The organism is Pseudoalteromonas sp. S4741, assembly GCF_005886135.1.
Taxonomy (GTDB): Bacteria; Pseudomonadota; Gammaproteobacteria; order Enterobacterales; family Alteromonadaceae; genus Pseudoalteromonas; species Pseudoalteromonas tetraodonis.
Genome location: NZ_PNCN01000100.1, coordinates 1 through 8,866 on the forward strand (window position 1 = coordinate 1; position 8,866 = coordinate 8,866).

7 protein-coding genes and 1 pseudogene are annotated in these 8,866 nt (G+C 40.0%); 7 read left to right on the forward strand and 1 reads right to left on the reverse strand.

Annotated elements, in window-relative coordinates; all coding sequences use genetic code 11:
• Nucleotides 1–298 precede the first annotated feature (298 nt).
• On the forward strand, nucleotides 299–1,222 hold the full coding sequence (lpxL, locus tag CWC30_RS13590; RefSeq protein WP_138627357.1) for an LpxL/LpxP family Kdo(2)-lipid IV(A) lauroyl/palmitoleoyl acyltransferase: 924 nt from the start codon (nucleotides 299–301) through the stop codon (nucleotides 1,220–1,222).
• Between the two features lie 37 nt (nucleotides 1,223–1,259).
• Complete coding sequence (locus CWC30_RS13595) at nucleotides 1,260–1,832, forward strand: toxin co-regulated pilus biosynthesis Q family protein (RefSeq protein WP_016900582.1); 573 nt, start codon at nucleotides 1,260–1,262, stop codon at nucleotides 1,830–1,832.
• A gap of 64 nt (nucleotides 1,833–1,896) precedes the next feature.
• Here the strand turns inward: CWC30_RS13595 and glnE are convergent, their stop codons facing one another.
• Nucleotides 1,897–4,692, reverse strand: coding sequence for a bifunctional [glutamate--ammonia ligase]-adenylyl-L-tyrosine phosphorylase/[glutamate--ammonia-ligase] adenylyltransferase (glnE, locus tag CWC30_RS13600; protein ID WP_138627358.1), 2,796 nt, complete (start codon nucleotides 4,690–4,692; stop codon nucleotides 1,897–1,899).
• A 78-nt stretch (nucleotides 4,693–4,770) separates the two neighbouring features.
• On the opposite strand from glnE, the gene CWC30_RS13605 reads away from it, so the two are divergent.
• The 5 genes and pseudogenes from CWC30_RS13605 to CWC30_RS13625 all read left to right on the forward strand — a co-directional run bounded on the left by CWC30_RS13605 (nucleotide 4,771) and on the right by CWC30_RS13625 (nucleotide 8,726).
• Entirely contained in the window at nucleotides 4,771–5,664 is an 894-nt protein-coding gene (locus tag CWC30_RS13605; RefSeq protein ID WP_036980180.1) for a DUF350 domain-containing protein, read from the forward strand.
• A gap of 77 nt (nucleotides 5,665–5,741) precedes the next feature.
• Nucleotides 5,742–6,210 (forward strand): annotated as a pseudogene (locus CWC30_RS13610) (hypothetical protein).
• Between the two features lie 71 nt (nucleotides 6,211–6,281).
• A complete protein-coding gene (rsmE, locus tag CWC30_RS13615) occupies nucleotides 6,282–7,016 on the forward strand; it encodes a 16S rRNA (uracil(1498)-N(3))-methyltransferase (RefSeq protein WP_138627359.1) in 735 nt (244 codons plus the stop codon).
• Between the two features lie 66 nt (nucleotides 7,017–7,082).
• Entirely contained in the window at nucleotides 7,083–8,033 is a 951-nt protein-coding gene (gene gshB, locus CWC30_RS13620) for a glutathione synthase (protein ID WP_013465847.1), read from the forward strand.
• A 135-nt stretch (nucleotides 8,034–8,168) separates the two neighbouring features.
• Nucleotides 8,169–8,726: a YqgE/AlgH family protein gene (locus CWC30_RS13625; protein ID WP_013465848.1), complete on the forward strand. Its 558-nt coding sequence runs from the start codon at nucleotides 8,169–8,171 to the stop codon at nucleotides 8,724–8,726.
• Nucleotides 8,727–8,866 lie beyond the last annotated feature (140 nt).

An 8,866-nucleotide genomic window follows, 5' to 3' on the forward strand; every position in this document is an offset into this window, starting at 1 on the left:
GTTATTAGGGTCTGTTGACCTTTCAAGGTTAAATTTGCAGCAGCCTGTTTGGTATTTAGGCAAGGCAGAGCCTATGTGGTGTGGTTATTCCCCATAAATAGGCGATAACGTAGCATCAATGCCAAACAGGCGCTGCCCGAAGGGTTCTGCCTAGGGACAATTAACTCTTTGTTGCTCGGTTTTTACTTAGCCCACTAGGTTACAAACCTCGCGCCGCGATTAAATTGTCCCTAGTTTGAACAAATATTAATCCGCAAAGGTCACCAGACCCTAGCCTTTTATTTTTAGAGAAATTTTTGTGGTCAACTCATCCCCTTTTAAAGCCTCTTTTTTAGGTCCTCGTTATTGGCTAACTTGGATTGGTGTCTTATTTTTATATCTCATTTCATGGTTACCGCAAAAAATACAATTAGCTATGGGTAAGCAGCTAGGACGCTTGGTTCATAAATATATGAAGCGCAGAAGGCATATTGCTGAAGTTAATATTAAACACTGTTTCCCCACGATGAGCGAAGCCGAGCAACAACAGCTGGTACTTAAAAATATGGAAAATACTGGTATTGCAATGGTTGAAACCGGTATGGCTTGGTGGTGGCCACAGTGGCGGGTAGAAAAAGTACTCGGGTCACTAAAAGGACTTGAACATTTTGAGCGCGTACAACAATCAGGAAAAGGCGTTTTATTACTTGTTCCACATATACTTCACCTTGAAATGGCAAGCCGCGTAATGGGATTGAAGTGCCAAGGTATTGGTTTTTATCGCCCACATAATAACCCGCTTATGGAATATTTTACCACCAATGGACGCCTTCGATCTAACGAGTACATGGTTGGTAAAAAAGATGTTAAAGGACTATTGAAAGCATTAAAAAATAAAAAAGTTTGCTACTACTTACCCGATCAGGATTATGGCCGTAGCCGCTGTGAGTTTGTGCCTTTTTACGCAGTACCTGATACAGCAACAACCACTGGTACACTGATGTTTGCAGGTAGTAAAAACTGCGAAACAATGAGCCTAATTACTCGTCGGGATGAAAACGGAAAGTATCACTTAGAAATCGTACCTGAGCTTGAAAATTTCCCAAGCGGCGATGATAAAGCCGATGTAACACGTGTTAATCAGCGCATAGAACAATCAATAAATGCCGCCCCTGAACAATATATGTGGTTGCATAGACGCTTTAAAACACGACCCGATAAAGACGCCCCCTCTTTTTATTAAAGATGGGCTATTAAAATAACAAAGATGAGTAACAGCCATGTGGTTTTGGATTAGATATATACTTTTAGCTTTATTGTTAATTGGTGCAGCTATTTACTTTCTACTAAATGGTTCGTCGTCACTTAATTATCAACAAACCACTAACGCTGCGGCTGAAGGGTTATCGCGGTTTTATGCATCAATCCGAGATAGAATTTCTGTCAATAAAGACAATGACAAATTTGTAATTGAACTCGAAAAACCCGATCTTAGCCTCGACAGAGCGCTAAACCAGCGTTCTTTTGTAGTAGAGCCTATGCCTTTAAATTGGAGTGGAGAAGTAGGCCCGCGTCGCTTTCAACGTGACTCAACCTTGCGTACTGTACTGACCCAATATGCTAATAACGAAGGTATTACTTTAATGTGGTACTTAGACAAAGATTACGTAATAAAAGATCACTTTCGTATAGATAGCAGTTTTAACTCCGCTTTATACCGCGTTAGCCGCTCTATTAATGATGACTTTTCAAATGAAGTGTATGCGTTTTTCTGCCCTAAACAACGTGCAGCGGTGATTACCGAGCTACCGTCTGAATTTGTACGCTCAAACTGTTTAAAGCTAAGCAATTAACTACATTGGGTTTAATTTTGTTGATATGCGCTCAAATATTGCTGAGCGCATAACATTAAATTGCTCAATCTAGCCCAAATATTGCCTTCCAAACAGTGCTAACATTATTGATATTTTCACTAAACTCTTCGCGTTTAACGCAGCGACCTTGCTGGTCTAAGCTCAATACATGATAGCGTGAGCGATAGTCTATATACGCTTTAATAAGCTGCTGTTTTTGAATATCGCTGATACAGCCAATTTTAGCCGCATCAGTTAAAATTCTCACATTGTCAGAATTATCGCATAAGTGGGTAAACTCATGGGCATGTTTTAATACCAAGTATTGCGTTATAAACTCAATATCGGTCATGGCACCTACATCTTGTTTTAAGTCAAATTGCTGCGCATTGCCTTTAGCCAAATGGGCACGCATTTTTTCGCGCATTTTAATCACGTCTGCCTTTAAAGTATCTTCATCACGTTGTTGGCACAATATCTCGGCGCGAATTTGTGCAAACCGTGTTACTAATTCAGCTTGGCCTAAAATCAGCCTGGCTCTAACCAGGGCTTGATGCTCCCATGTCCATGCTTGCGTTTGCTGATAATGATTAAAGCTTTCTAGGTTAATAGCTAATAGCCCTGATGCACCTTCTGGACGCAGACGAGTATCTAACTCATATAAAATACCTGAGGCGGTACGGGTATTAAATAAATGCATTAATCGTTGTGCGAGTTTTAAATAAAACTGCCTTGAGTCAATCGCTTTATCACCATTGGTGTAGCTTGTACCATCATGGTTATGCACAAAGACTAAATCGAGATCAGAGTCATAACCCACCTCAAAACCGCCAGTTTTACCATACGCAATAACCGCAAACCCCTTGTTTTCATCATCGGTGTTAGGTGGCATACCAAAGCGTTTTACGCAGTGGTACCACGCAATATTTACAGCCTGATCGACTATAGCTTCAGCCAATGCTGTTAAGTGATCGCTTACTTTCATTACATCAATAACGCCCGTCGCATCAGCTGCGGCAATGCGTAATTGATGGGTTTGCTTAAACTGACGCAGCGCTTCCATTTGCTGCTCTAAATCGTCATGTTCAATGCGTAAAAAATACTGCCTTATTTCATCTTTATACGCAGTTAATGGGGTTGGCTTGTAAAGCACAGCTGGGTCGATAAGTTCATCGAGCAAAATGGGGTATAATGAAATATGCTCGCCAATCCATTTACTGTGGCAACAAAGTAAAACCAATTGTTTTAGCGTTCCTGGATTTTCATACAGCAACTCTAGATAAGCGGTGCGTGAAATAATTTTATTTAATATTTGGCATACCGTTGCAAAGGCGCTAGCACTGGCATTAAAGTCGTTTAACTGTTTAAGTAATGCTGGCATTAATTTATCAAGAATATCGCGCCCACGATTGCCGACTTTAGCTTTAGAAACTCGTTGTTTAAAGTCGTGTAATGGTGTTTGCCATTCATCTCTGAGCTCATTTAAAAAGCTAACATCGCCGTGATCCCAAGCACTAATAAACGCCCCTTCACAGGTATCAAGTGGTTCAGTTTCTTCGCCTATAACCTGTGTAAATTCGTTATGTATTTGGCTCATCACATGTTCTATTTTCACAAGCGTTGCAGCAAAATCGGCCTGGGCGAGCAACACATTGAGTCGCTGTTGATTTAGCTCATCATCGGGCAGTGTTTGAGTTTGTTGATCATCAAATATTTGTAGGTATTGCTCTACTTTGCGTAAGTATAAGTAATTGCTTTTTAAATCTTTAGCTTCAAGCTCATCAATAACTTGGCTTAGTGTTAACTCTTTTAAGGCCATTAATAAAGATTGCGTTTGTAAGTTTGCCTCTCTGCCACCTCGCACCATTTGCAAAGCCTGAACAATAAACTCCACTTCGCGAATGCCACCACCACCTAACTTAATATTATTGGTTAAGCGCTTACGACGCACCTCTTGGGCAATCATAAGCTTCATTTTTCTTAGCGACTCAATAACTGAAAAATCAATATAACGGCGATACACAAAAGGCTTTAATAACGTATTAAACTCCTGCCAATAAATGTTAGGCGTGCCAATTAAGCGCCCTTTTAACATAGCGTAGCGCTCCCAATCACGCCCTTGCTCTTGGTAGTAATCTTCAATGGCATTAAAGCTCATTACCAACGGACCACTTTCCCCAAATGGTCGCAAACGCATATCTACACGAAAAACTTGGCCATCAACCGTACATTGATTAAGTGCTGTAATTAGCTTTTGGGCAACTTTAGTATAAAAGACAGGTGCTTCAAGCGAGCGACGCCCACCTTGGGTTTTAACATTGCGAGGATATGCAAAAATAAGATCGATATCAGATGAGTAATTGAGTTCTTGTCCACCTAGTTTACCCATTCCTAATACCATTAACGGTAACGGGTTGTTGTGCTCATCTAATGGCTCACCATTGGTTTTAGCAACATTTTTATAAGCCCATTGATTAGCACTGTCGATCAGTTTATCAGCAAGTTTACTAATATATTCAATACTATTTTCAATTGGGTTTTTGCAGCATAAATCTAAAAAAGCCACCTTTAACCAGTATTTTTCTCGGTATTGGCGCAGTAACTTATGGCACTCACTCTCTTCTATTTTAGTTATATCTAGCTGTGCAAAAGGGTCTAAAATTTCTCTATTTTTAATTTCGTGCTTACACAGTAACCAAGACAGTAGCGCAGGTTGAGAGCTTAAGCTGCGCCAAGCAAAATCACTTAACGCCAATAGCCGTATTATCTGCTGCTGGTTTTGTTGCTCTGGGTACAGCGCGGCAAAGCGTGTTTCACCGAGTTTTTGTAATTCAATAGGAAGCTGCGTGTCGTTACTCATCAATACCCTCTTTTATCTCACCAATAACCATACTAGAATGGTTAAAAACCTATCAAGGTAAATCTATTTAGGAACACCATGTCATATTTGTCATTATCTAACACTAGTTTAGTTGCGATTGCTATTAGTTTTGTGGTTATTTGTGTCATCATCATCAGTTTAAGAATTGTTACTCAAATAAAAGCAAAACAAGCACTTAAAGAAGAGTTGGCGCAGCATGATAACTTTGCAATGGGGATTAGTTTTGCCTCTGAAATATCTGTTGTTATAGCCACCATGGCGTTTTTATTTGATGAAATTAGTATTAGCACCGCACAATCAAATCCATTAAAAGTGATTTTGTTAATTGTGCTGCTCTTTTCATTTATAAAAATGGGGCATTTAATCCATCGTAAATGGATATTACGCCGCTTTAATGAGGAAGCCGCAATACTAAAGCAAAACGTCTGTGCTGCGCTGGTTGACTCGGGGATGCTTATTGCCAATTGTATTTTAGCGCTGGGTTTATATACATGGACACATACTCAGGGGTTTAGTAATTTATTAATTGCCTCAGTAAGCTTTTTTGTGTTGCAAGGAATGTTTGCTTTGGACAGTAAAATACGTGAATACCGCTTTGCTGAAGCAAATCAAGGCGCCTCATTGCAAAGTAATTTTGGCTTAGAAAATACCTCTATTGGTATTCGCTATGCGGGTAAGTCAATTGGATTAGCACTTGCGGCGTATGCTGGTTTATCTAGTGCGGCATTTCAAAATGGTAAAATGGTAGAAAACTTATTTACCTTGGTAATGCATTGCGGTGTGATGTGGCTGTTACTATACTGTTTAACGTATATTATAAAAATTATTTCAATGCCTAATATCGACACCGCACTTGAGGTTGATCATCAAGATAATATTGGTATTGCGTGTATTGAATTTGCTGTATTTTGTGCTATTGGTTACTTACTTATAAGTATGTTTTCAATTTAGTACCAAACTGGTTAAATTAAGCCGTTACTAAACGTCCCTATTTAATAGTCTGGTAAATTAACAGGGACTTTAGGCATATGGAAATAAAAACAGCGAGTTATCTCTTAATTGATATAGGCAACGAATTTAGCCATTCATTAAACACTATATAAATACAAATGTTCCAGCTAAAAAGACATCGTTATCACTGGGGCTAATACCCAAAAAATGGTTAAAATGATGTTTGATGAACTCGTTAAAGGTTATTGCTATTGCGATATTGAAAACGAAATAAGCATATCTGAGCTGGCCAGCTACCTACACGAACACCACAATATTCTGAGGGTACTGTTTAACCAAACAGACTACTTGCTCGCCGATGATACACAGCGCTTTATTTATAACTCACGGCATGAAAAACGCTATATGGTTATTCAAACAGATCAAGGCTATGAAATTAAGCCCACAAAAGATGAATGCCATTCAAACCATTTATCGTGTGATACAGACACAGCTCAAACTGCACAAGAGTTAACAGCGCTTTTAACCCCCGAACATGAAAAATAAATAATTGCACCCAAGCCTTTGCTTACTTACCATAGAGGGATATAACTTCTTATGTAAAAAAGTGATTTGCCATGCAAGTGCCCCATATTTATCAATCATCACCGATTGCTCTCAACACCCCTTTAAATCTTGACGATGACGCTGCAGGCCATGTAGGTCGTGTGCTACGTATGAAAGTGGGCGAACAGGTTTCTATGTTTAATGGTGAAGGGGGTGAATTTCTCAGTGAAATTATTGAAGTGAGTAAAAAAACCGTGGTTGTTATGCCCCTCGAATTTAATCCTCATGACGTTGAATCGCCATTAAAGATTCATTTAGGCCAGTGTGTATCTCGTGGTGATAAAATGGATTTTACCATTCAAAAGTCGGTTGAATTAGGGATCACTGAAATAACACCTATTTTTAGCCAGCGATGCGGCGTAAAACTCAGCGGCGACCGCCTAGAAAAAAAACACCAGCAATGGCAAAAAATAGCCATTGCTGCTGCAGAGCAGTCCGGGCGCAACTTTGTACCAACCATTAATCCTCCCGTAGATTTAAAACACTGGCTTGAACAGCAAACCGATGCAATTAAATTAACCTTACACCCGCGCGCCGAGCACAGCATTAAAACCATTACTGTTCCTGATGGTGGCGTGCGATTTTTAGTGGGCCCTGAAGGAGGATTTACCGATGATGAAATGGCGCAAACCAAACAACAAGAATTTGTAGATATTCGCTTAGGTCCGCGAGTACTTCGCACAGAAACAGCAGCGTTAACCGTTTTAAGTGCACTGCAATTACAATTTGGCGATTTAGCTAATTGAAATAACTAAAAGCACCCACATATCAAAGTTACAGTTGTAAAAAACACATAAATTAAGGCACAGCGCATGGCAATTAAGTTAGGTATTATTTCAGATCCTATTAGTGGATTTAATATTAAAAAAGACACCGGTTTTGCAATGATGATGCAAGCACAAACCCGTGGCTACGAAATTTACTACATGGAAATGGATGATTTATCGCTGCGTCAAGGCAATGCCTACGCCACTGCAGCCAAAGCTCAAGTTTTTGATAACGCTCAAAAGTGGTACCAACTTGAAGAAAAAGAAACCATAGCGCTGGCTGATTTAGACGTTATTTTAATGCGTAAAGATCCGCCTTTTGATACTGAATATATTTACGCAACGTATATTTTAGAGCGTGCAGAGCAAGCAGGCACATTAGTGATTAATAAACCACAAAGCTTGCGCGACGCCAATGAAAAACTCTTTACAGCTTGGTTTAGTGAACACACGCCAGATACATTAGTAACGCGCAGCCAAAAACAAATCCGTGAGTTTTTAGCCCAGCATAAAGATATTATTTTAAAACCGCTTGATGGCATGGGTGGCGCCTCTATTTTTAGAGTAAAAGCCGATGATGCTAATATAGGCGTAATTTGCGAAACCTTAACCGAGCATGGTAGCCGCTTTGCCATGGCGCAAAATTATATCCCAGAGATCACTCAAGGCGATAAGCGCGTATTGGTTGTTGATGGTGAAGTGATTCCTTATTGCTTAGCGCGTATTCCACAAAATGGCGAAACACGCGGTAATTTAGCCGCAGGCGGTCGTGGCGAAGCACGCCCAATTAGCGAATCAGATCTTAAGATTGCAAAGGCGGTCGCCCCTACTTTGAAAGAAAAAGGCTTAATATTTGTAGGTTTAGATATTATTGGTGATAAGTTAACTGAGATTAACGTAACAGCGCCAACCTGCGTAAAAGAAATTGAAGCCGCTTACGATATTTCAATTACCGGCATTTTATTTGACGCCATAGAGAAAAAGCTTAATAAATAAATTATCACTGAACCAGCTCTAAGATATAAAGCGATGACGCTTATTGTGTCATCGCTGAAAACTCGAATAAATTTTTAGTGTTAAAACATGGGACTATGCCATACTCAAGATTCAATAACTAAAAGGGTAAAACTTATGCAGTCATTAGAAAATCACTTTTTAATCGCAATGCCATCAATGCAAGACCCTTTTTTTAAACGTGCCGTCACTTATATTTGTGAACACAACGAAGAAGGCGCTATGGGATTGGTGATCAATCAGCCGATTGATGTCACCGTAGGTGAGTTACTCGACAAAATTGATATTGATAACGATAAATCTCAACATGCCGCGCAAGTGACTGTGTTTGCTGGCGGGCCGGTAAAAACAGACCGTGGCTTTGTGCTACATTCACCTAAACCTGGGTACTCGGCAAGCCAAAAGTTGAGCAGTGATATTATGATCACCACCTCAAAAGATGTGTTAGCCACGTTAACCACAGCCCAAGCACCCGAACAATTTATTATTACTTTAGGCTACTCCGGTTGGGAACAAGGTCAATTAGAGCAAGAGCTACTAGATAATAGCTGGCTGATCATTAAAGCCGATCCTAAGATAATTTTTGATACTCCAGTAGAAAAACGCTGGGAAATGGCAGTCTCTATGCTTGGTTTTGATATTGGCCAATTAAGCCCCGAAGCCGGACATGCTTAGGGTCTGTTGACCTTTGCGGATTAAAATTTGTTCAAACTAGGGGCGGTTTAATCGCGGCGCGAAGTTTGTAACCTAGTGGGCTAAGTAAAAACGGAGCACAGCTTCCGCGTCCTGCTCACGCCCCTAACCTACATCCATGT